Below are 24652 nucleotides of genomic sequence, written 5' to 3' on the forward strand. Positions count from 1 at the left end.
TAGGTTAAAGTATAAAAGGAAATACTTATACAAGAAAATAGGGTGGTATATTTATGAGAGTTAGGCTCGGTTACGTTGCAATTGCTTTAGGACTTCCTAGAGTTACTTCATCTAGTAATGTGACATATACATACTATCAAAAATTAAATACCGAAGGAAAAATAAATAAACTTAAGCAAGTTTCAAACTCTAATATTGTAGCCTTAAAAAAGATACTGGAATATAATATTAAAAACAATGTTCATTTTTATAGAATAACCTCCTCTCTTATTCCGCTTGCAACTCATCCAGGCGTAAACTGGGATTATAGAACTATATTTAATGTGGATTTTAAGCTCCTTGGCGATATTATAAGAGATAACAATATGAGAGTAGATACCCATCCAGATCAATTCAATGTAATAAACAGCGTAGACCATAAGGTAGTAGAAAATACTAAGAAGAATTTATGGTTCCATGCTAATCTATTTAAAGATATGGGATATTCCATTGGTAAGATGGTACTTCATTTGGGAAGTGCTGCAGGAGGTAAAGATGCAGCACTTAAGAGATTTGAGGATAATTTCAAGAACTATCCGGATGAAATTACATCTAAACTGATTCTAGAAAATGATGATAAAACATTTACTGCCAAAGAAACTCTTCAGTTATGCAAAAACTTAGGCATTCCTATGGTATTAGATGTTCATCATCACAAATGCAATAATGGTGGTGATAATGTTGTAGAAATATTGCCTGATATTTTTGATACATGGAATGGTGAAGTACTTCCGCCGAAGCTTCATTTTTCAAGTCCTAAAGATAGTCCTAAAGATCGACAGCATACAGATTTCATTGATGGACATAACTTTGTGGAATTTATAGAGTGCTGTAAACCGTTCAATAAGGATATAGACATAATGATCGAAGCAAAAAAGAAAGATTTTGCTTTATATGATCTTGTACATTCGATAAAGAATTTAAGGAAGGATTGGAAATGGATAGATTCTTCTACATTTGAACTTTAAAATTATTTAGTGCTGGAGGATTTCAAACTAGGATATCCTTCCTACTGATGATTGTCCTTTAGTCTAAACCTTTATAGATGAAATATTGAAAAAATTAAGAGGAGGATATATAGATATATGACGAACAGTAAAGAAGATATTAGAGATTTTATAAGAAAAAACTATGCTGAAATAGCACAGAAAGGCTCTGAAGGAGGCTGCTGTAGCGGAGGATGCACTTGTAGTGGTGCTCCTGTGGATATCAATGCAACATCTATTAAGATTGGTTATACAGAAGGGGACCTTTCAAATGTACCGACTGAAGCTAATATGGGATTAGGATGTGGGAATCCCATCTCTATAGCAAGTCTTAAAGAAGGAGAAGTGGTTCTTGACCTTGGAAGCGGAGGTGGTTTTGATTGTTTCCTTGCCAGAAAGCAGGTGGGTGAAACAGGGCAAGTGATAGGGGTTGATATGACACCTGATATGATTAAACTAGCGAGGAAAAACGCTGAGCAAAGTGCGTATACCAATATAGAATTTAGATTGGGAGAAATTGAACACTTGCCTGTAGCAAACTCTTCAGTAGATGTTATCATATCAAATTGCGTAATCAACCTTTCTCTAGACAAAAAGAAGGTATTTAAAGAAGCTTTCAGGGTGCTTAAGCCAGGTGGGAGGCTATCAATATCGGATGTTGTTGCAACAGCACAATTACCTCAAAACATTAAACAGGACTTGGCATTGATTGCAAGCTGTATTGGTGGAGCCGAATATGTTGAAGATATCAAAACAATGCTACAGAATGTTGGTTTTAAAGATATCCAAATGACACCAAAAGATAACAGCAGAGAAATTGTAAAGTCATGGGCACCAGATAAAAATATTGAAGATTTTGTTGCTTCATATATAATAGAGGCAGTAAAGGAAGATGGCAAGGTGAAGCTTAATAAATCCTGCTGTACATCTTCTAGTTCAAAAGGCACATGCTGCTAATTAAGCAAAAAGAAATAATTCCATTTAAATTGCTATGGACACTTTACGACTCCCTTAAAAATTTGGGGGTCTATTTTATGTAAATCAATATTTATGCATTTCATCCTAAACAATAGCTTTGGCGTAAACTAAGTTTTGTTAGCTGAACCCATCCAAGGCTAGCGGTGATAGTCATCGGATAAATCTATATTTAATGTAGGGGATGTATATTCAGTTTACTCAATACACAGGTAGCTAGCCTGTGTATTTTTATTTCAAAATTAGATAGAAGCATTCCTGTAATAAATTAAAATGAGTATTGAAAAAAAGATATCTCACTCTTATATTACTGCAAGGCCCCCTTAAAATGTAAAATAGCCCTGTCAGGTAGGTAGGGGCATTTTACAATATCATTTACATTTACATGCTGGCGGCTTTCTCTTGTTGTTTCTTAAGAGCGATTGACGATAAATGACCAAAAATAGTATAGTATAATATAACAAACAATGTTGATAACAGTATTGTACGCTTTAAATCCGCAAATTTTCTGGATATTTTACATAAGGTTTAGTAAACTTGATCTGAAGTTTAATCAGATTGCTAATAAACAGGAGCTAAAGTTTGATCCAGACATAGTTACACATTTTTTAAAATAATATTAACAAATGAATAGTTTATAAACAGGATTCTTGACTTCAGGTGGAGTTTTTACTCCATCTGAAGGTTAGAAACCGATATCTAGGGACATAGCACCGCTTATCTCCCACTTATAGAAGATGGGAGTCTTAGCGGTGATAGTCATCGGATAAATATGAATAATTTTTTTAGGGCAAGTACGTTTATAAGGAGGGCAAGCATGGCTTTTATAGCACGAAACATAATAAAAAAGTTATGGAAAAATGATGATTTGATCCAATTGAAAGGGGAATTGGAAAGAAGTTTTAATCAATTGAAGGAAAATGTTATTTATAGCCAACGGCTTGTTCAGATTGGAAGCTGGACACATGATATACAGAAGGATGAAATCTTTTTGTCTGATGAAGTCTATCATATATTGGGAAGCAGTCCCCAGGAGTTCGATGGCAAATTAGAGAACTATTATTCATACGTGCATCCTGATGATCTAGAAGAGGTGAAGACAGCCACTCAAGAGGCGATAGAGGGTAAAGAATATGATATAGAGTATCGGATTATTACATCGAATGGTGCAGAAAGGTATGTTCATGAAAAGACGAGAGCATTATATGATGAAAATAGTAATCCCGTTAAGATGGTTGGCATTATGCAAGACATTACTAAGCACAAGTTAATAGAAAACAACCTAAAAGTATTAGGGGGAAACTTAAGTCATGCACAAAGGGTAGCTGGAGTAGGAAGTTGGAAATATGATGTGATAAAAGATGAATTTTATGGATCGGAGGAAATGTATCGGATCTATGGTATGGATGCGATAGATTTTAAAAAAGACTTTAATAATGCTGTTGAATTAATTCATTCTGAGGATCAAATTAAAGTGTTAAATGCAATGGAGAACTATTTAGCAGGGGAAACCTGCAAAATTGAATATCGCATTCCACAATATGATGGGACAATGAAATTTGTCATGGGTAAGGGAGAACCTTTATATAATAAAGAACAGCGCGTTGTGGGGGTTTTAGGAACGGTACAGGATATTACAGAAAAGAAGCTTTTGGAAGAGAAATTGAAAAAAAGTTATAAAAATCTTGCAGAAGCACAACAGTTGGCCCATATAGGGAGCTGGGAAATGGATATAGCCCGTAATAAAAACTATTGGTCTGAAGAAACATATAAAATTTTTGGTATCACCTCAGAACAATACGATGGATCTTATGAGGGATTTTTAAAGTTTGTTCATCCAGATGACATAGGAATGATGCAAAATATTTTGAAAAATCCCCCTGGAGAACAAATTTTTGATATGGAATTTCGTATTATTAGAGCTGATGGCTCAGTACGGAATATATATGAATTGATGGAATTTAAATTCGATAAGGATAGGAAGCCATCTTTTATCCATGGAACAATTCAAGATATTACAGAAAAAAAGATATTAGAAAAGAAGTTTGAGGCTTCACAAGAAAGAATAAGTAACATACAAAGAAGATTCCAAGTTTTAGTGCAAGAATCTAGTGATGTTTTTGAAATTATAGCTTCTAATGGAACTATTCAATACATAAGCCAATCAGCAGAGAAGATTCTAGGCTGTAAACCGGAAGAACGAATAGGCAAAAAAGTATTTGAATTTTATGAGGGAAAAGAATTACAAAAGTTAACTAAAATGGTGGAGTTAGTTTTAAAAGATTCCAACAAAAAAGTTCAAGAGGATATTATTTTTAAAACTAAGGCAGGCAAGGAGATATTTTTGGAAGTCAACATGAAAAACCTATTATACGAACCATCTATCCAAGGAATAGTAATGAATTTTAGGGATATTACGGGAAGGGTAGAAATGGAAAAAAGAATGGCACATATTGCAACCTATGATGAATTAACAGGACTTCCCAATCGTATTTATTTTAACAAACAACTAAAGGTCCAGTATCAACATGCTAAAGAAAAACATGCCATATTTGCCTTGATGATATTGGACATTGATGGATTTAGATATATAAACGGTGCTTTAGGATACCAGTTAGGAGATCAATTAATCATTAATATTGCTCAGAGATTAAAAGCCTTTCAAAGTGATACAAAATTTATTTGCCGTTATTCAGGAGACCAATTTGCAATTATTGTGCAAGGTTTAAGTACCATAGAAGAATATGAAGGTATTGCTAAAGACATTACCAGGTTATTTTCACAAACCTTTAAGGTTGACATGTATGAATTAGATGTGACTATAAGTATGGGAATAAGTATCTACATTGAGGATAAACAAAATACTGATTTGCTTATAAGGCATGCTAACATTGCTATGCTTCGGGCCAAAAATGAGGGGAAGAATAGATACAAATTTTATTCCCCAGATATAAATATCCAAAATTACAAACAATTTGAATTTCGCAATGATTTACGCAAAGCTATAGAAAAGGATCAGCTTAGATTATATTACCAACCTATTGTGAAACTAAAAACCAATGAAATATTAGCGGTTGAAGCATTAATTAGATGGAACCACCCAAATTGGGGACTTGTGTCACCTAATGAGTTTATTTTTTTAGCAGAAGAAACGGGCTTTATTATTAATATAGGAAACTGGCTGTTAAGAGAAGTATGCCGCAACTATAAGCAATGGTTGAATGATGGGCTACTAAACATAAAAGTATCAATTAATTTTTCAAGTGTTCAGTTTTTTGAAAATAATTTTGTAGACAATATCATAAATACCATTGATGAATTTGAGTTGGATCCCCACTTTCTAATCATGGAAATTACAGAGCGTATCTTGATGGAAAAAACTAATAAAGCAATCTCTGATATCCAAAGATTGCAATCTTTTGGCATACAAGTAGCTCTTGATGACTTTGGAACGGGGTTTTCCTCCTTGGCACATTTAAATTCTTTTAATATAGATATCTTAAAGATAGACGGTTCTTTTATAAAGAATATTCTTTTAGAGGAAACTAGTACTGTCATTACAAGATCTATCATTAATATGGCTCGAGAACTAAAAATAAAAATGGTTGCGGAGGGAATAGAGAATTGGGAGCAATTATATTACTTGCGAGGGTTAAACTGTTATTCAGGACAGGGATTTTTATATAGCAAACCAGTACCTCTAAAGGAATTTGAAAAAACCTTAGCTAAGAGAAAATGTAAACCCATTTTAGTTGATGATAGTCCAGTAAAGCCCTATAAAAATAGGCGTAAATTTTTTAGAATAGAGTTTAATCAACTGTTAGAAGCCGATATGACTGTTTTAGAGATTAAGGGAAAAAAGATAAAAGTGGGTAATACGAAAGTATTGATCAAGAATATTGGGGCAGGAGGGTTATGCTTCAATTCTAATATGAAACTCCCTATTGAAACAGATTTTATTTTACAGTTTAAAACACAATTACTAGGAAAAGAATTAAAAGTATATGGATGTACTGTATGGACAGAAGAAATAGACGACAATTTATTTGAATATGGTATTAAGTTTACATTTGACGAAAATGACAGATCGGACATAATTAAAGAATTGAATGAAGTTCAAATTAAGATGAGGAATAATATTTTGTTTGCCGATGGTAGTTTTGTATCAGGTAGTGCTGGTCTCTATTTTAGTGCTCAGACTACTTAGCCTAACGGTAAAACCAATCTTAATTGGCTGGTGAAGAATTAGTGCTATTGAATTTGAGTTTATGGAAGATAAAATGTAGGTGTGAGATAGATATTTAAGCATATTCTATGACGTTTTTCAATATTACCGCAGGATAAGGGTTTAATACAAAAATGAATAGACTATTATTTACCGGTTGAGGTGAGATTTTACCTTGACCATTTTTTTTAATTTTAAAAGGTATTAGATTATTTTATTAGAGTAAATTTCATTAGTAAGACGATTAGTAATACTTAGTATTACATATTGACAGAGCAAAGAATATTAAATATAATTAAAAACAATAGATTTAGTAGACTAGTAAATTACTAAATTAGTAGATTTAGATAAATTGGAGGGAAAATAATGAAAATACCAACTACTTTAAAGCATAAACCAGTTATTGTATCGGAAAACTATGAAAATGTTGATGGAAGGTATGCTTATAACACAGATGCAAAAGGCATTTCATTAGGATTAGCACAGTGGAATGATCGTGGAAAAGTAGACATTTCAGCAAAAGTATGGAGACATACAGGAGAAAAATGGTCAAGGCAATCTGAGGAATTACCACTTCACCGAGTGCTTGATCTTGCAATCCTAGTTTGCAGAACTAAATTACACTTTCAAGATGCTTATCGATATGAAAAATTATATGATATAGAAAATCCTGTTATAGATAGGGTCGGATTACAGGGCGATGCCATGACAGTATCTGTATGCACTAATAATGAAAAAATTAATGAGGATATAAAATTATTCAGTCAAGCACTTAGTGATGATGGTGAATTAATTGGAGAAAGATTACAAACTTTGTCAAGGGTATTGAAGGAAATGGGGTATTAATCCAATGGACAGAAGGAAAGAACTTAAAGAACAATATAAGCATATCAAGCCAGATATGGGGATATTTATTATTCAATCTAACTTAAACAATAGGTGCTATATTGAAAGGACTCAAGATTTAAAAAGTAGTATAAACAGGACAAAATTCACTTTAAGATTTGGCAATCATCCTAATGAGGAGCTTCAAAAAGAATGGAAAGAATATGGTGAAACAAGCTTTATAATTGAGATACTTGAAAATCTTGAATACGACAAAGATGAATTGAAAACTGATTATAGTGAAGATTTGACTTTATTACAAATGATTTGGGAAGAAAAATTGCTACAAAAAGGTCTGAAATTCTATAAATAAAAGTCGTACCTTTCATTATCATCAATCTGATGGGAAAGGAAGCAAGAAATATGAAAATTGTAGTAATTAATGGTAGTCCTAAAGGTAAAGCTAGCAAAATGTAAATGATGATATCAAGTTGTGGGCATCCTGACAGATCAGAATTTGAGGTAACTTCACTTTGGATAAAAAGGATAGCACAAAAGGTGCACATGGAATTAATTGGTGAGATTTACGCTATACGAGGGAAGTATCTAACTGATTCACCAAAAGAGTTACGTCTTGTGGTTTTCAATTATTTACAATTGTTAGAAAAAGCAGGACGAGAAATTGCTACTGATATGAAATTACCAGAAATAACAAAAATTATTAGAACAAGTTAACAATAGGTTTAATACTGTAGAATAAGGTTTAGAGCATCACCTTCACTAGCAGAGCAGGGTGACTTTTATAAAGTTGAGGTACACCTGATGAGAATCAACTATGAAGTGATATAATGATGTATAATGGAGATAATCTGGAAGGAGGGGTATCTAAATGATTAAAATCCTTAGTTGGATACTGGTGTTTTGTATTGCCTTATACTTTTTTGGAGTAATGGGTCTGGCTTTTGTTTCTCCTTCATTGATTCCGATTATTCTAGGTGTAGCCATCGTTTTAGCTGTGATAAGCGGTGGATTATTGTTAATCTTATTAATTAAGGAGAGAATTAAAGATAAGGAGGCGGAAAAAAATGATCTTAACAAATATTGACTATGTACCAGGTTACGAGGTGACCGAGTCCTTGGATTTGGTCAAAGGTAGTACCATCAGAGCGAAGCACGTAGGTAAAGATATAGTGGCTGTTTTTAGGCAGATAGTTGGCGGAGAGCTTAAAGAATATAGTCAAATGATCAATGAATCTCGGCAAATTTCTACCAGTAAAATGGTTGCGGAAGCTGAAAAGCTGGGAGCCGATGCTGTTGTTAATGTCCGTTTTACAACATCAAATGTTATGCAAGGGGCAGCGGAGATACTTGTTTACGGGACTGCCGTTAAACTTAAAAAGGCGTAATATGAAGTCAATTGGTTATGTTACAAAGAAAACCTCTTGTTTTTTCTAGGATGTAATTAGAAGAATACAGAGGTTTTTTGCTGATTTTGCAGAATAGTTATCTTGAATAGGATGAATTTTACAGTTGGGAAAGATAAAAGAAAGTATGAAAATGAAGCAAGAAATAAGCGGAGGTATTATGCAGCATCAATATAGCCTTTTAGAAAACCTATTATTTCCACCTACTTATTTGAACGAAAAGAAACTTAAATACAAGCTAAAAGGCAAGACGGTTCTTATAACTGGTGCGAGTTCTGGAATAGGAGAAAAATTAGCTTATTTACTGGCAGACATCAATCTTCACTTAATTTTGGTTGCTAGAACAGAGGAAAAGCTTTTAGCAATTAAAAGTGAAATAGAAAGGAAAGCTGCCAAAGTAAGTATTTTCCCGGCAGACATAAGAAATAAGGAAGAGATGGAGGAGCTATTAAGATTCATTCATCAAATGCCTGATGGTTTAGATATAGTAGTAAGTAATGCGGGTATATCAATCAGGAGATCCATTAACAATTCATTAGACCGATATCATGATTTTACTAGAACGATGGCTATCAATTATTTTGCGCCTGTTCAATTGCTATTGTCAGTCATTCCTCTTCTTAAAAAGAATCAAGGACAGGTTATCAACATATCTACAGTAAATGTTTTGTTAATACCCATCCCCTATTGGGCTGCTTATCAGGCATCTAAGTCAGCGTTTGATACCTGGTTTCGGTCTGTGGCCCCTGAGTTGAATGCCATGGGCATATCAACCACATCTATATATCTTCCTTTAGTAAAAACACCCATGATCCTGCCAACACCTGCTTATCATAGATTGCCTGCCATGTGCCCAAGTCATGTTGCCAAAATCATAGGTAAATCGATGTATACAGAAAGGCAAAAATATATGCCGTGGTGGTTGATTTTTGGACAATTGGCATCAACTATTTTCAGAGGAATCTGGGAGTTATTAACTCCGAGTATTTTAAGAAAAAGGGGAAAAGGGCATTGAAAATATTTAAACTTATCTATGTTTTATATAGAATTAAATTGCTTTCCCCATTAGGACTGTATAGATTAGTTGTTGCTATTTATAAATATGGAATAAATGTAATGGCTCTGTTATATTTTGCAAATAGGACATATACTGATAAAATTGCACTAGTTGATGAATATGAAACAATAACCTATCAACAATTATTTTCACAATCAAAAAAGCTTTCTAGTGTTTTGAAAGAAAACTACCAAGTTAAAAGTGATCAGAAGGTAGCTTTTTTGTGTAAGAATCATGCTTCTTTGATTAAATCTATTTTTGCAGTTTCTTTATTGGGAGCAGATATATATTTGCTCAACGCTGAAATGAGTAAGGGTCAGTTAAATAAATTATTTGAACAATATGATTTTAACTTTCTTGTATATGATTTTGAATTAAGTTCTTTAATTGAACAGTCATTCTATACTAGAGATAAGATTTTGAGTTATCATAATAACTTGCCGGCAATAAATAACTTATTAAATACAAGTGTTAATGAAAAACTAAAGCTACAGAGGACTTCATTAAGTAAAATTATTTTACTAACAGGAGGTACCAGAGGAGATTTTAAAGTAGCGTCACATGAGCCATCTATATTCAATTTTTTAGATCCGTTTTTAACTTTACTTACTAGGTTAAAACTTTTAAATTATAATACTACTTATATCGCTACTCCTATTTATCACGGTTATGGGATAGCAGTATTATTTTTATTTATATCATTTGGGAAAAAAATGGTGATAAATAGTGGATTTGATGCAAAAAAAGCATGTTTTTTAATTCGTGAACACAATGTTGAAGTAGTAACTGTAGTACCATTAATGATAAATAAAATGTTAAAAAATAATGCTGAAGATTTAAGATCTCTTGCCTGTATTGCTTCAGGTGGTGCAGAGCTCAATCCGAAACTCGTAGGTGAGACTTTTAGTGAATTAGGAAATGTATTATACAATCTGTATGGTACATCAGAAGCTGGTTTAAATATAATAGCAACACCACAAGATCTAAAATATTCAGCTAATACCATTGGTAAAAAAGTAAATGGTGTGAGATTAAAAATATTAGATGATAATAAGAATGAGGTTGAAATTGGTAAGATAGGTCAGTTATGCATCCAGAATAAATGGTCAATGAAAAACAATAATAATTCTTGGATAGAAACTGGTGATTTAGGTTATCAAGATAATAACGGGTATTATTTTTTGTGTGGGAGAGCGGATGACATGGTTGTTTCAGCTGGCGAAAATGTATATCCCATTGAAATTGAGCAAGTACTAATAAATCACCCTCAAGTAGAAGATGTAGCAGTTATAGGAATTAGTGATGAAAATTTTGGTCATAGATTGAAAGCATTTGTTCTCCTAGTAAAAACTGCTAATATTACAAAAGAGGAGCTTTTTGAATGGTTACGCCCAAGAGTTGCAAGGTTCCAACTACCAAAGGATATAACCTTCGTTAATAGGATGCCTTATACAGCATTGGGAAAACTCGACAAAAAGCAACTTAAATAAAATCAATCTATAAAAGAAACTACAATAAATTAGATAAAGAGGTATATAAGATGATAGAAATAGGGAAAATGCAGAAATTACAAGTAATTAGAAAGACAGAGATTGGGGCGTATCTAAATTTTAAAAATGCAAAAGACAAGGATGATATTTTATTACCTAAAAAGCAGATCATACAGGAATTTGATATTGGTGATGAAATAGAGGTGTTTGTTTATAAAGATTCTGAGGCTAAGACCATAGCTACGCTTAGAAAACCAAAGCTAACAATTGGAGAACTGGGCTTCTTAAGAGTAGTAGACACCACAAATTTTGGTGCTTTTTTAGACTGGGGTCTTGAGAAAGACTTGTTATTACCTTTAAGGGAACAAGTGGGTAAGATTATAAAAGGAGATTTATGTTTTGTGGGTTTGTATATTAATAATATTACTAATAAAATCTGTGCAACTATGTATATAAATAATCTGCTAAGTACCGACTCCCCATATAAAAAAAATGATAGAGTCCATGGAACCGTTTATAGCATCAATAAAGATATTGGAATTTTTGTAGCTGTAGATAATAAGTACCATGGATTAATTCTTAACAAAGAGTTATATGGCAATTATACTAAAGGTGACAATATAGAAGTAAGAATTAAGAAGGTGAGAGAGGATGGTAAGCTGGAATTGAGTTTAAGAAAAGAGGCTTACTATGAAATGGAGACTGATGCGCAAAAGATTATGGAGCGGTTGAAATTAAGTGGGGGTACTCTTCTAATTAATGATAAAAGCTCTCCTGATCATATAAAGGCAGAGTTAAACATAAGTAAGGGTGCCTTTAAAAGGGCCATTGGGCGACTTTTAAAAGAAGGTGTAATCACAATTTCAGATGAAGGTATTGAGCTGAGGTGGTAAATCCACATCCCCACAACGGGGATTTTTTTTATATTCATTTTTTTGGTTGTTTGTTTTGTGTTAATTTAATGAAATATAAAGTATAATGAAGAAATATGTTGTGAAATTGTGATGCCCACGTCCAGTAAGGATTATAATTTATGCCCTGAAGGGCCTTTGATTTTAGGAGGAACGAAAAAATGCCTATTATGGAGATACTTTCACGAAATGCCGAAATGTTTGGCCAGGATATAAGCCTGGTTGAAATTAACAAAGGGGTAAAAGAGAGAAGTAATGTCACTTGGAGAGAGTATGAACTAATTGAAAATAGTACTTCAGCAGAATACCGGAGGGAAATCACATGGCGTGAGTTTGACCATAAAGCGAACCAGGTTGCCAATCTTCTGCTTAAAAAGGGTATCAAAAAAGGAGACAAGGTCTCCATACTACTAATGAACTGCCTGGAATGGCTACCTACTTATTTTGGAATTCTGAAAACCGGAGCAATAGTAGTCCCATTGAACTTTCGCTATAGTGCAGAAGAAATAAAATATTGTATGGACTTATCGGAAACCAACGCTTTGATTTTTGGGCCGGAATTTATCGGCCGCCTGGAAATCATTTGCGAGCAGATTCCTAATGTCAAGACACTATTATTTGCAGGAGAAAATTCCCCTTCTTTTGCTGAAAGCTATGACCATCTTAGCGCTGATTGTTCTACCCAAGCACCCCACATTAAGTTAATGGACGAAGACGATGCTGCACTATATTTTTCCTCTGGGACAACAGGATTTCCGAAAGCGATTTTGCATACGCATGGTAGCTTAATGTCAGCATGCTATACAGAAAATAAACATCATGGACAAACACGTGAAGATAATTTTCTATGCATTCCACCGTTGTATCATACTGGAGCCAAAATGCATTGGTTTGGCAGCTTTCTGGTGGGTAGCAAAGCAGTATTGCTACGCGGAGCTAAGCCGGAGTGGATACTAAAAACTGTTTCGCAAGAAAAAATTACCATAGTATGGCTTTTGGTTCCTTGGGCACAGGATATTCTGGACGCCATTGAAAGCGGAAGTGTGAAGTTGCAAGATTATGTTCTTGACCAGTGGCGACTTATGCATATCGGTGCTCAACCGGTTCCACCAAGCTTAATTCATCGCTGGAAAAAATACTTTCCAGAGCATCTTTATGATACTAACTATGGCCTGAGCGAATCTATCGGTCCCGGCTGTGTCCATTTGGGTATGGAGAATATTCATAAAGTTGGTGCTATCGGAAAACCTGGTTTTAATTGGGAAGTCATGATTGTAGATGAATCAGGGTGTCAGGTAACCTCAGGACAGGTAGGGGAATTGGCTGTCAAAGGGCCGGGTGTAATGAAATGCTACTACAACGACCCGGAAGCAACTGCGTCTGTGCTCAAAGGCAGTTGGCTTTTTACTGGTGATATGGCTCGAATGGATGAAGATGGCTTTATTTATTTGGTTGACCGGAAGAAAGATGTGATTATAAGCGGAGGAGAAAATCTATATCCAGTACAAATAGAAGATTTTCTTCGCAAGCATGATGCAATCAAGGATGTTGCTGTAATTGGTCTGCCGGAAAAGCGTTTGGGTGAAATCGCGGCGGCCATAATCGAGATAAAGCCTGATTACAATTGTTCCGAAGATGAAATAATGGAATTCTGCTCTTCCATGCCGCGTTACAAACGCCCACGTAGAATTATATTTGATAAAATTCCGCGCAATCCTACAGGAAAAATTGAAAAACCACGTTTGAGGAACAAATACGGTGGATTAAGCTTAGTGGCTTCTCAAACAGAGAGTTAGAATATATTGTCAAATGAAAATGCTAAGGACTTGACAATAGCATATATAATAAGTTCTTAATCTGGTATACTAATTATTAACAATTAAAAATAATAGAAAGAAAGAGGTAGCTAAAAGGTGCCAACTGATTTTGTCTCCTTAGGGGTTAGAACTGAACTAAACGAAACATTAGAAGAGCAGGGAATTAAGATTCCCACGCCTGTACAACTACAGGTAATTCCTATTTTACTCTCGGGAAAGGATATTGTGGCACAAGCTCAAACAGGTACAGGAAAGACTCTTGCTTTTTTACTGCCAATACTAGAAAGAGTAAGCGGAAAACAGCCCTATATACAGGCTTTAATAGTTACGCCTACAAGAGAACTAGCTTTACAGATTACTACTGAATTAAACAAACTAGCCTTTAAAGTCAATGCTAATGTATTGGCAGCCTATGGTGGTCAGGATGTGGAACGACAAGTCAAGAAATTAAAGAGTTCAATTCATATCGTCGTTGGTACACCAGGGCGAATTTTGGATCATATCAAGAGAGGAACCATAAACCTTTCCGGTGTGAAAATGTTGGTTCTTGATGAAGCTGATCAAATGCTACACTTGGGTTTTTTGCTTGATGTGGAGGATATAATTAGGCAAACATCTCCCAAACGACAAACGATGCTTTTTTCTGCAACAATACCAGGAAGTATACGTACTCTGGCAAGAAGATACATGAAAAACCCGGTGGATATTCACATAGCGAGCAAAAGAATTACCTTAGATGAGATTAGACAAGTAGTTATAGCTACTACCGATCAGGCAAAGAAAGATACCTTAATTAAGCTACTTGAAGAGCATAGACCATACTTGGCACTAATATTCTGCCGTACAAAAATAAGAGCTAAAGAACTTAACGAAGCACTACTTGAGCACGGTTATTTATCTGATGAACTACATGGAGATTTATCTCAAGCAAAAAGAGAGCTGGTTATGAAACGCTTTCGAAAAGCAAGACTACAATTACTTGTGGCAACGGACGTAGCGGCAAGAGGTTTAGATGTGGAAGGGATTACCCATGTGTTCAATTATGATATACCTCAGGATGCAGAAAGTTATATTCACCGCATTGGAAGGACTGGACGCGCTGGAGAAAAGGGGTTAGCTATTACCTTAGCAACGCCAAGAGATAGCCATATATTGCAGACAATTGAAACAGGTATTGGCATGTCTATTGAAACAAAAGGGACACTTGCTGGTGAAAAAAACTCAAAAAAGAGATCAAACAAACCGAAGGATCAAGGTGCTAAAGCTCATCAAGATAAAGCTCGACGAACTGACTCGAATAAAGCTCGTGGAAAACAACCAGAAAGCCAAGGGAGAAAGCCAGCAAAAGAAGAACGAGGAAACAAACCCAAGAAGCAAGATAGTAAAAAAAGAACAAATCAACGTCCTAATATGAAAAATCAATCTGATAAGCGAAGAAGTAGCCAAGATAGAAAAAGGAGTAATCAACCCCAAAATCACAAGATGATGTCAAGATCAAGATGATAAGGAGAAAAAGATGACAAATAAAAATATAGAAATAATGAAGAAAATTATTGAAGAGAAGAAACAAAAGAGTAAGAGCCAATCAAACGATAAAAGAGGAGTACAAAGCCTTGGTACCAAAAGAAAGGCATTTAATAATATTAAAAAGGGCGGTTTATTTGATAAATAGGTATGCAGAAAGAGCTTAAGCACATTGCTGGATTTCAATAAAAGCACTATGGACGGTGCTTTTATCTACAAGACAAGCAACAAAGAAAGGTTAGGCCTACTAATTACTGCATTTAAGATTCTTATCACCTAGACAAGGTATTATAGGTTTAAATAAAAATAGGGTGATGTCTCTGAATATGTGAGGAAGGCAATGGGAACAGCTATTCCAATTCCGGTACTGCAAGGAACTCACAAACAGGCGGCACGGGCTTGGGATTGGCTATTGTAGAGAAAATAATTACAGCACATGGAGCAATCTCAACCTTAAAAAAGAAGAAAACTGTAGTTGCGAGTTTATTATCAAAATCCCAAAAATTTAGGTTAGATTTAAGATTAGAAACAGCCTTATTTAAGTATATCTTGTTATATTTATAGCAAGGGTACGAAATGGGGCTATTTTCCACTTCCGGTAGGGTAGTGTAACATCTTTTGTTTTTTGTTGTGCTATATAATATGGTGCTATTGTTTATTCCCTTTTATAAACAGGATTCTTGACTTCAGGTGGAGTTTTTACTCCATCTGAAGGTTAGAAACCGATATCCAGGGACATAGCACCGCTTATCTCCCACTTACGACCGTAGTTCTAGCATTGTGTTTTAGCAATGCGTAGAAATACTAGTGCAAGGCTAGAAGATGGGAGTCTTAGCGGTGATAGTCATCGGATAAAAAGATGGATAAGAAACCTGCAGTAACTTATTTTGCATTTTGATAGCTTTTGCTATCGAGATGCATGGTATTCCATTCAGCATGTATGTAATTTCCTGGATTGCAGGAAAAAATCTTCCAGAATGTATTCTCTGGGGACATACATTAGTCTCCTCAATTGGTTTTTGTCAATCATTAGGTGCACCTATAGGCTAGTAGCACATGCTTTAGATTGCTATTGACTTGTTGGATGTAATTATGTAGGATTCAGAAAAAGAGATATGAATTAAGGTGACACACATTATGCAAACAATCTACGATTTTTTTTATTTTAACAAAACTATTGTAATTTTTTCTTATGCATTCATTTTTTTTCTCATGGGCATTGGTATTCTTTTGAAAAATCGTCAGCATAGCCGTTTTAGCTTAGCTAAAAGTCTTCATTTGTTAGCGTTGTTTGGAATTTTACATGCCCTAGCAGATTGGGGACATGTTTTTATTCCTATTCAGCAGGTTTATTCAAGTGAGCAAACATATTTAATACTACGTGTTATTCGAATTATTGTTAATGCCTTATCTTTTATGTTTATTGTCCAGTTTGGGGTATCTCTTTGGACCAATACCAAAGAAAGATGGTACAAATTAAAATACTTGCCGGCTATTATGTTTGTTTTATGGTTATTTTTCATTATTGCAAGTATCTTATATTTTGATTTAAAAAATAATTTGGATTGGATAAGGATTAGTGATATTTGGTCTAGATACTTAATGGCCTTTCCAGGTTCCATATTATCAGGCTATGCTATTTTATTACAAAAAAAAGAATTCAATAAATTTGGGTTTCCTAAATTTTTCAGAGCTTTAGAATTTGCTGGTATTTCAATGATAGTTTATGGCTTTTCGGCAGGACTAGTTGTACCACCAGGCTCGGTTGGATTATCTAGGGTAATAAATTCCGATTTGTTTTTTCAGATCACAGGACTACCAATAGAAGTTATAAGGGGATTTACGGGTTTAATTCTCTCCGTGTCTGTATTAGCAATTTTACAAGTGTTTGATAAAGAATATATTAACCGTATCCAGGAGATTGAAAAAGATAAAGCAAGATTTGAAGAAAGAAATCGACTAGCCCAAGATTTACATGATGATATTATTCAGTCTTTGTATGCTTCTAATCTAGAGTTGGAAGTTGTTAAACATCTAATTGACAAGAACCCCAAGACAGCCTCAGAAAAATTATCTCTTTTATTAAAGAAAAGAAATAAGATTATAAACCAAATAAGGGAATATATTGGAGAACTGAAAAGGGTTAATCAGGTAAATTTATCTTTACAGAAACGCATGGAAAATTTACTGGATGAACTTGATATATATGAAAGGCTGAATGTAAAGATTGAAGATCATTATGAAGGGAAACAACTATCTTTAACTACGATGTATCATTTAATCCTAATTCTCAAGGAAGCAATAAGTAATGTCGTTAAACATGCAGAAGCCCAGAATTTAACGATTAAAGTAAGTAATAATGATAAATGTTTATTACTAGTGGTTCTTGATGATGGAATAGGATTTTCCAAAAATTTGGATATAGATAATAACCAAACGGGATTGAGACAAGGTTTGCAAAATATGAAAGAAAGGGTTAAAATGCTAAATGGTCTTATACAAATCAAGAGCAGGAAAGATGAAGGAACAAAAATCATGGTAAGAATTCCGCTAAATGGAGGATTATATGATTAAATTGATGCTTGTTGATGATCATGAGGTTGTACGAATGGGGTTAGTAAGTTTGTTTGAACTTTATCCTAATTTTAAAGTTGTTGGACAAGCTAGTACTGAAGAAGAAGCTGTCAGTAAAGCAATGGAGCTAAAACCTGATTTAATTATTATGGATGTAAAGTTAGCCATACTAGGACAAGCCAAACACAATAACGGAATTAGTGCTTGCCGTGAAATAAAGGAAATATTACCGGATACAAAAATAATTATGCTCAGTTCATTTGCTGATGATGAATTAATATATGAATCTATTTTAGCCGGCGCTAGTGGTTACTTGTTAAAAGGAGTAGATAGTAAAGAACTAATTACTTCTATTGAAAAGGCTGCCCAGGGTAAAGCAATTCTAGATCCCGACATAACAGATAAAGTATTTAAAAGTATGAGGAAAATATCTAAACAGCATATTATTTTAAATGAATTAACAAACCAGGAAAAAGAAGTTTTGAAACTCTTATCTTTAGGAAAAAGTAATAAAGAAATAGCCTTGGAAATGGTACTGAGTGAGAAAACCATTAGAAATTATGTTAGTCAAATATTGGCGAAATTAGAGGTTAGTAACAGGTTTGAAGCAGCCAATTATGCTGTTAAAAATAAATTATTTGATTTTGATAAGGACATGTCCTGATTTCTTGGGAACATGTCCTTATTTATTAGTGGCATTATTCCTGAAATAATAATGATTATTTACTCTACTGCCGAAAAAGAGAAGAGTAGATAATTAACATTAAGAAATATAGACGTCATAGGCGAATATCTTAGTAATTAAAAAACATAGGAAGAGGAGGATTCAAGATGTTAACAAACAAGGAAATGGATAATTCCAGAACTAGCCCATGGATTGCATTTGTTAGGATTTTTTTAGGGGCTTTTTGGCTGTATGAAGTTACAATTGGTCATAACTGGAAAAGCGGCAGTTTTACCTCTGGTTCACATCCAGGTTGGTTTGGTCCTGATGCTGGCAGTTATTTAATTGAACAGGGTAATGCAGGTATGGATGCTGGCGGCTGGGCTTGGTTTGGTTGGTTTTTAGAAAATATAATGTATCCATATGCTGAACTATGGGGTTATTTTGCAGTTGGTGTACAATTTATATTAGCTTTTGCTTTCCTTTTTGGTATATTTGTTAGACCCATGGCTTTTTTGGGACTAAGTATGGACTTTTTTATTTTTATGTTAGGTAATTCCAGGATACCTCCATTCTTTACTCTAGGGCACTTATTTGTATTATTCACAAATGCTGGAATGTATTATGGTCTGGATGCCTGGCTTACGGAAAAATATAAAGATACAAAAAGCTCTTTTGCTAAATTAATAAACTCAATTTTAACACTGAATTTTATTACACCGCCAATTAGGCGTCTTATTGCTTCTTTATGTGCCATTTTCGCATTCTATTATTTGCTGCAATTGGCTGTGATTGAAACAGGCAAAATTAAAATGGTTAGTATGGATTTAGCTGTTTTATTTGGTTTTGTTGCTTATGGACTTTTTGTTTATAACGAAAAAATGGACAAGATCGCAGTAACGGTTTCACTTTTGCGAATTTGGCTTGGATACAGATTCCTACATGAAATATTTGTTCGCAATGTACCAGCTGTAAACGGTTTGCCAGGTTGGGGAACTGAGCAGCAGTTAACTGAAGTATTTCAATTTATCGTAGAAAAGCATTGGGGTATTTTCTCAAGTATAGTTGAAAATATTTTTATTCCCATGGCTGGTGGATGGGCATTAATCTTTGCTATCGTACAAACGGCAGTAGCTATTATGCTTATACTGGGAATACGCACTCGTCTTGCAAGTAAAGTAGGCCTTATATTCTTGTCTTTACTAATTGTAATTGGCTTTACCCGTTATACACCTTTCGTTTTCGGCTATTTGTTTGCAGTATATACCTTAGATGGCGGGAGGCTATTTAGTTTTGATAGCCTTAATAATTATCAACCTAAATATGGCATCAACTTATCAAACACAGTTATTACACTACTCTTTATAGTATCTTTGATAGCCCTAATAGCAGCAAATTTGGGTGGAATCCTTCCTGATGGATATAAAACAAGTATGGGCCCTGTGATGGGAGCAATGGTATCTATCTTAACCGCTTTAATTGGGTTGTGTGGTTTGTGGCAAAATGGATTGGTTGGTCTTTTCAAAAAGAAAGTACAGGTTACCAGGTAATCCAATGAAATTAGATTAGGCATATAGAAAAGTTAGAAGTAAAATATATTTTTACTAAGAACCGCTTAGATTAGCTACTCTAAGTGGTTCTTCTATTTTTTATTAATATCATCTGTTATTTTAACTCGAGGATGGTGATATCTAATTCCTGAAAAAGTTCCAGTACCGAAAAGTTCAAACCTCCACATATACGGTTTGAACTTTGTGGTTATTATCCACTACTGGTCAGCTGCTAAAAGATATTCAAGTATCAAATCATGAATGATGGTTAGAATTCTTTAATTTATATTTCTCCCATTCAATCCTATTGATGGTTTCAAAGGAAAAGGGGATCTTCTGATCAATAAACTCGTTATTGATATGTGGATAGTATGGACCAGATAGTGCTACAATGATCGACGGACCGTCTAGATTAATCCACTCAATAATAAATTCAATGAGACTGGTAGTTGCTTCTGGAAGGTTAATTATATTCAATATCTTTGAAAAGCAGTTGGAGAGACAGTAATAAGGCAAGGTAAAGCATATTTAAGTTTAACCAGGGCTCAAATCGCTTGTGATCTTGAATAGGATAGGATATATATGAAAACAATTTAATTAAGTAGTTTTTAAGCATAGCTTTAAATATTTTTATAATATAGAATATAAGGATAGAAAATATCTTCAGGCAACTGTAAAACTGACTTTTAGTAGACAATAGAAATGTAATTAAATCACAAAGGGTCAAAAGGAGAATATAATGATTGAGTTGTTTAATAACCTTAATATGAATCCTGCACTAGTGGTAGCCTTACAAAAAGAAGATATAACCACTCCGACTGAAGTCCAGAGGAAGGTTATACCGGAAGCCTTAAAAAACAAGGATTTAGTAGTGCAATCAGAAACTGGAACCGGAAAAACCTTAGCCTATCTGCTTCCATTATTTGAAAAAACAGATACTTCAAAAAGAGAAATGCAGACAATAATTCTAGCTCCCACCCACGAGCTTGCCATACAGATTTTAAGACAGACAGAACGACTGTCTCAAAACTCGGAGATTAAGGTGAGTTCAATGCTTGCTATTGGGAATGTGAATATTAAAAGGCAAGTTGAGAGGTTAAGAGAAAAGCCTCACATTATTGTGGGCTCGCTCACAAGAATCCTTGAATTGATAAATAAGAGAAAGATATCTGCACACACCATCAAGACGATTATCATTGATGAGGCAGACTCACTTATGGATGATAACAATATAGTAAAGCTGAAAGAGGTAATAAAGAGCACCTTGAAAGAAAGACAGATTATGTTGTTCTCTGCATCTATAACAAAAAAGACAGAAGCCCGTGCAAAAGAGATTATGAAGGAACCAGAGTTTATAAAGGAAAAGGAAGTTGCCTCAATTCCGTTCTCTATAGAACACATGTATTTCCTTACAGAGCAAAGACATAAAATTGAAGTACTGCGTAAGGTTATAAGGATAATGAACCCCAGTAAAGCTATGGTATTTATAGGACATAGGGAAGAAACAGAAGTTTGTAAGGATAGGCTTAAATATCATGGCCTAGAAGTGGAAGGTATTCATGGTCAAAATGAAAAGATGGACCGCAAACGGGCAATAGATGGATTCAAGTCTGGCAAAATACAGATTCTGATTGCTTCGGATATTGCTGCACGTGGACTAGATATAGAAGGGGTTACACATGTGTTTAATTTGAACATACCCGAAAACCCCAAAGACTACCTTCATAGGGTTGGCCGGACAGGGAGGAAGGGAAATACAGGAATTGCAATATCTATCGTTACAGAAAGGGAATTGCAATTTATTAATATGTATGAAAAGGTATTGAAAATAAAGATTGCTGCCAAGGATATGTACAAGGGCAATATAATTGATGCTAAAGAGAAATAATGGAAAGGCAGCTCTCTAAAAAAATAGTAGTTATTAAATGAGAATTTAAATTAGCATAGAGAATTAAGGGAGATGAATTATGACTATGAATAGTCGTGAAAATATAAAACCAGGTGATCGGGTTTTGATTGTCCAAAAACAAGATCAACGTACCGGAAAATTAACTGAGGGAGTAGTTGAAACCATTCTTACCAGTTCTGCTACTCATCCCCATGGTATAAAAGTCAGGCTCGTTGGTGGCTTAGTGGGTCGGGTCAAGCAAATCGTCACCTAATCCCGTGCAAATATAGTTCACTTATGATACAATTCGAGGATATGTAAATTTTAAATTAAAAAGGCGGGACAATGTGATAACTGTAACTAATGTAGGACTAAGATACGGAGAACGTAAACTCTTCGAAGATGTGAACTTAAAGTTTACTCCTGGCAATTGCTATGGAGTTATTGGTGCAAATGGAGCAGGGAAAAGTACGTTTCTGAAGATACTTTCTGGCGAGATTGAACCAGATACTGGTGAAGTTGTGATTTCACGCGGTTTAAGGATGTCTATTTTAAAACAGGACCATTATCAATATGATAAAAGTATTGTGCTAGATACTGTAATCATGGGCAACCAACGCCTATATGAAATCATTAAAGAGAAAGAAGAACTTTATGCAAAGGAAGATTTTAATGATGAAGATGGCATGAAAGTGGCCGACTTGGAAGATGAATTTAGTAAGATGAATGGATGGGAAGCCGAATCAGAAGCTTCTACTATGCTACAGGGATTAGGAATTGGGACGGATCTCCACGACAAAGAGATGTCTGAGCTACAAGGGGCAGAAAAGGTGAAGGTGCTTTTAACACAGGCACTCTTTGGTAACCCTGGTATCCTTATTCTAGATGAACCCACTAACCATTTAGATATTCAAGCCATCACTTGGCTAGAAGAATTCTTGATTGCCTTTAAAGGAATTGTTATAGTTGTGACGCATGATCGGCATTTTGTGAATAATATTTGTACTCACATGACAGATGTGGACTATGGTTCGATTAAGCTCTATGTGGGGAACTACGACTTCTGGTATGAATCTAGTCAATTAGCACTACAAATGTCACGAGATCAGAACAAGAAAAATGAAGAAAAAGTAAAACAGCTTCAAGAGTTTATAAATCGCTTTAGTGCCAATGCTTCCAAGTCTAAGCAGGCTACCTCACGTAAAAAAATGCTGGAAAAAATAAATTTAGATGATATCCAACCATCCAATCGTAAGTATCCTTTTGTGGGTTTTAAGCCAGAAAGGGAAGTTGGTAACGACATTCTTACTGTAGTTGATTTAAGTAAAACTATCGACGGAGAAAAAGTTCTCGACAAAGTGAGCTTTACTGTGTACAAAGGTGATAAAATCGCTTTTGTTGGGACTAACGAGATAGCATACACAACCCTTCTAAAGATTTTGAGTGGTGAATTAGAGCCCGATAGTGGTCATTATAAATGGGGTGTTACTATCACCAAGGCCTATTTCCCCAAAGATAGCTCCCCCTATTTTCAAAATCAGGGACTGAACCTTATCGATTGGCTGCGACAGTATTCATCCGACAAAGCCGAATCATACGTTAGAGGTTTCTTGGGGAAAATGTTATTTTCTGGAGAAGAGGCCCTTAAGCCGCTCAAAGTACTTTCCGGAGGCGAGCGGGTGCGCTGTATGCTAGCTAAAATTATGCTTTGTCATGCAAATGTACTGCTACTAGACCAACCTACCAACCACTTGGATTTAGAAGCGATCACTGCCTTAAATAACGGTTTGCGTGATTATAGCAGTAATGTACTCTTTACTTCCCATGACCGTCAACTAGTGCATACCGTTGCCAACCGCATTATTGAATTTAAACCAAACAAAATGATAGACGTAAGTTTAACCTATGATGAGTATTTAGAAAGCATGGCTATTTAGGCTTATACCTCACCGTTACTGAAGCATATCATCGAGTTAATGGCTGCTTATTTTTTAAAAAGCAGTCGTTTTTTTGTGCCCTTTTTTATTCCTTCAACATATTAAACTTCAATTTTAAAACAATGGGCATCTTGACCAGGGTGGCACATGTTGCATAATAACAAATGACCAAGGTGGTCATTTGGCTTCATCACATAGAAATGAGGTGATTATCATTTATTCGAAATTTTACAGTTTAGAACTTGAGAAGCGAGAACGTATTATTAATGCAGCTCTCAAAGAGTTTTCAGGAAATGGTTATGAAAAGGCTTCTACAAACGAGATTATAAGAGAAGCGAATATATCGAAAGGATCGCTATTTAACTATTTTAATAGTAAAAAGCAATTGTATTTATTCTTGCTTGATTATGTGGTTGAGGTTATTGATAAAATCTACGATGAGGTGGATTGGAATGAAACAGATATTTTTAAAAGAATGGAAAAAATAGGATTAGTTAAGTTTAAAATCATGAAAAAGTTTCCACAAGCATTTGATTTTCTTAAAACTACTTCCCATGAGGATGCTGTAGAGGTTAAATCTGAAATCGATAAAATGGGTAAGCATCTCATTAAAAGCGGTTCTGAAATGGGTTATAAAAATATAGATCTGACAAAATTTCGTGATGATATTGATATTGAAAAAACAATGAATATTATTAGTTGGACCATACTAAGTTTTGCAGAGCAGCAGAGGGATAAAGTAAATTCCTTTGAAGAGATCAATATG

At 34.6% G+C, this 24652-nt stretch carries 19 protein-coding genes and 1 pseudogene; all 20 read left to right on the forward strand.

From position 1 onward, the window contains the following. Positions 1 to 53: 53 nt before the first annotated feature. Positions 54 to 1007: a UV damage endonuclease UvdE gene (locus APF76_12475; GenBank protein ID KUO53617.1), complete on the forward strand. Its 954-nt coding sequence runs from the start codon at positions 54 to 56 to the stop codon at positions 1005 to 1007. A 117-nt stretch (positions 1008 to 1124) separates the two neighbouring features. Then, positions 1125 to 1982 (forward strand): arsenite S-adenosylmethyltransferase, encoded by an 858-nt coding sequence (arsM, locus tag APF76_12480; protein ID KUO53618.1) that lies wholly within the window; start codon positions 1125 to 1127, stop codon positions 1980 to 1982. A gap of 2011 nt (positions 1983 to 3993) precedes the next feature. Further along, positions 3994 to 5745 (forward strand): annotated as a pseudogene (locus tag APF76_12485). Between the two features lie 846 nt (positions 5746 to 6591). Beyond that, the gene (locus tag APF76_12490; protein KUO53619.1) at positions 6592 to 7071 is read left to right on the forward strand and encodes a hypothetical protein; all 480 of its coding nucleotides are present in this window, start codon (positions 6592 to 6594) and stop codon (positions 7069 to 7071) included. Positions 7072 to 7075: 4 nt separating this feature from the next. Then, positions 7076 to 7423, forward strand: a complete 348-nt coding sequence (locus tag APF76_12495; protein ID KUO53620.1) for a hypothetical protein — start codon at positions 7076 to 7078, stop codon at positions 7421 to 7423. Positions 7424 to 7527: 104 nt separating this feature from the next. Next, a complete protein-coding gene (locus APF76_12500; protein KUO53621.1) occupies positions 7528 to 7785 on the forward strand; it encodes a hypothetical protein in 258 nt (85 codons plus the stop codon). A 154-nt stretch (positions 7786 to 7939) separates the two neighbouring features. Beyond that, positions 7940 to 8155, forward strand: coding sequence for a hypothetical protein (locus APF76_12505; protein ID KUO53622.1), 216 nt, complete (start codon positions 7940 to 7942; stop codon positions 8153 to 8155). Next, positions 8136 to 8456 carry a hypothetical protein gene (locus tag APF76_12510; protein KUO53623.1) on the forward strand — a complete coding sequence of 107 codons (321 nt, stop codon included), beginning with the start codon at positions 8136 to 8138 and terminating at the stop codon, positions 8454 to 8456. Before APF76_12505 ends, APF76_12510 begins: the two co-directional genes overlap by 20 nt. Positions 8457 to 8634: 178 nt before the next feature. Then, positions 8635 to 9489, forward strand: coding sequence for an epimerase (locus APF76_12515; GenBank protein ID KUO53640.1), 855 nt, complete (start codon positions 8635 to 8637; stop codon positions 9487 to 9489). Positions 9490 to 9491: 2 nt separating this feature from the next. Further along, positions 9492 to 11021 (forward strand): AMP-dependent synthetase, encoded by a 1530-nt coding sequence (locus APF76_12520; GenBank protein KUO53641.1) that lies wholly within the window; start codon positions 9492 to 9494, stop codon positions 11019 to 11021. A gap of 50 nt (positions 11022 to 11071) precedes the next feature. Beyond that, positions 11072 to 11914, forward strand: coding sequence for an RNA-binding protein (locus APF76_12525; protein KUO53624.1), 843 nt, complete (start codon positions 11072 to 11074; stop codon positions 11912 to 11914). Positions 11915 to 12093: 179 nt separating this feature from the next. After that, the gene (locus APF76_12530; GenBank protein KUO53625.1) at positions 12094 to 13728 is read left to right on the forward strand and encodes an AMP-dependent synthetase; all 1635 of its coding nucleotides are present in this window, start codon (positions 12094 to 12096) and stop codon (positions 13726 to 13728) included. A 117-nt stretch (positions 13729 to 13845) separates the two neighbouring features. Further along, entirely contained in the window at positions 13846 to 15252 is a 1407-nt protein-coding gene (locus APF76_12535; GenBank protein KUO53626.1) for a DEAD/DEAH box helicase, read from the forward strand. A gap of 1158 nt (positions 15253 to 16410) precedes the next feature. Beyond that, complete coding sequence (locus tag APF76_12540; GenBank protein KUO53627.1) at positions 16411 to 17847, forward strand: hypothetical protein; 1437 nt, start codon at positions 16411 to 16413, stop codon at positions 17845 to 17847. Beyond that, a complete protein-coding gene (locus APF76_12545) occupies positions 17840 to 18511 on the forward strand; it encodes a hypothetical protein (GenBank protein KUO53628.1) in 672 nt (223 codons plus the stop codon). Before APF76_12540 ends, APF76_12545 begins: the two co-directional genes overlap by 8 nt. A 167-nt stretch (positions 18512 to 18678) precedes the next feature. Continuing rightward, positions 18679 to 20061, forward strand: a complete 1383-nt coding sequence (locus tag APF76_12550; GenBank protein ID KUO53629.1) for a hypothetical protein — start codon at positions 18679 to 18681, stop codon at positions 20059 to 20061. 739 nt (positions 20062 to 20800) lie between these two features. Further along, positions 20801 to 21949 carry a helicase gene (locus APF76_12555; GenBank protein KUO53630.1) on the forward strand — a complete coding sequence of 383 codons (1149 nt, stop codon included), beginning with the start codon at positions 20801 to 20803 and terminating at the stop codon, positions 21947 to 21949. Between the two features lie 79 nt (positions 21950 to 22028). Next, positions 22029 to 22223 (forward strand): hypothetical protein, encoded by a 195-nt coding sequence (locus APF76_12560; GenBank protein KUO53631.1) that lies wholly within the window; start codon positions 22029 to 22031, stop codon positions 22221 to 22223. A 73-nt stretch (positions 22224 to 22296) separates the two neighbouring features. After that, on the forward strand, positions 22297 to 23886 hold the full coding sequence (locus APF76_12565; GenBank protein KUO53632.1) for an ABC transporter ATP-binding protein: 1590 nt from the start codon (positions 22297 to 22299) through the stop codon (positions 23884 to 23886). A gap of 154 nt (positions 23887 to 24040) precedes the next feature. Then, positions 24041 to 24652: TetR family transcriptional regulator (locus APF76_12570; GenBank protein KUO53642.1), on the forward strand; the 612-nt coding region annotated here is incomplete at its 3' end.

The sequence above is a fragment of the Desulfitibacter sp. BRH_c19 genome, from assembly GCA_001515945.1.
Classification (GTDB): Bacteria; Bacillota; DSM-16504; order Desulfitibacterales; family Desulfitibacteraceae; genus Desulfitibacter.